Genomic DNA, 986 nt, shown 5'->3' with positions numbered 1-986 from the left:
GGGCAGCATGTAGTCGGCCAGATGTTGCGCCAGTTGCTGGCGTAAATCCGCCGGCACCAGTTCAGCACCGGACTGCGGCCGGAGATAGGCCACTAAACGTTTGTCACCCGGGGTATCTTCACGGGCGATAACGGCCGCTTCCTGCACCCCCGGACACTGGGTCAGGCGCGCTTCAATTTCCCCCAGCTCAATACGGAAGCCGCGCAGCTTGACCTGAAAGTCGTTACGGCCGAGGTATTCGATACTGCCGTCGGGCAGCCAGCGGCCGAGGTCGCCGGTTTTATACAGCCGGGCATCCGGGGCGGTGGCGAACGGGTCAGGGATAAAACGCTCCGCTGTCAGGGCCGGGCGGTTCAGGTAACCACGGGCCACCCCCACCCCGCCGATATGGATTTCACCGGCCACCCCGAGCGGCACTGGCTGACCCTGTGTATCCAGAATATAGAGTTGGGTATTAGCAATCGGGCGGCCAATAGGGACAAAGTGGCGTTTATCCTCGCGCTGACAGGCCCAGTAGGTCACATCAATCGCGGCTTCGGTTGGGCCATACAGGTTGTGCAATTCGGCCTCAAAACGTGCGAAGAAGCGCTGTTGCAGCTCTTGCGGCAAGGCCTCACCACTGCAAATCACCCGTTTGAGGGCGGCGCAGGTGTGCTCCGGCGAAACCATCTGGACAAACTGCTGCAACATGGAAGGCACAAAGTGCAGAGTGGTAATACCGGCGGTCTCAATCAACCGGGCCAAATAATCGGCATCTTTGTGGCCGTCGGGGCGGGCCATCACCAGACGAGCCCCCCAGAGCAGGGGCCAGAAGAATTCCCAGACGGAAACATCGAAACTGAACGGGGTTTTCTGCAAGACCCGGTCATCGGGGGTCAGGCCATAGGCATCCTGCATCCAGACCAGACGGTTACACAGGGCCCGGTGGCTGTTCATCACCCCTTTAGGCTGGCCGGTGGAGCCGGAGGTATAAATCACATAGGCCA

Annotated in this window: 1 protein-coding gene; it reads right to left on the bottom strand. The window is 60.3% G+C overall.

The window, feature by feature from the left end:
• Positions 1-986: amino acid adenylation domain-containing protein (locus tag H8A87_RS02610; protein ID WP_198688449.1), on the bottom strand; the 986-nt coding region annotated here is incomplete at both ends.

Origin of the sequence: Xenorhabdus lircayensis (assembly GCF_016306625.1) — a bacterium.
Lineage (GTDB): Bacteria > Pseudomonadota > Gammaproteobacteria > Enterobacterales > Enterobacteriaceae > Xenorhabdus > Xenorhabdus lircayensis.
Note: the sequence above shows the minus strand (reverse complement) of the source record. Positions and strands in the feature narration are given on the sequence as shown.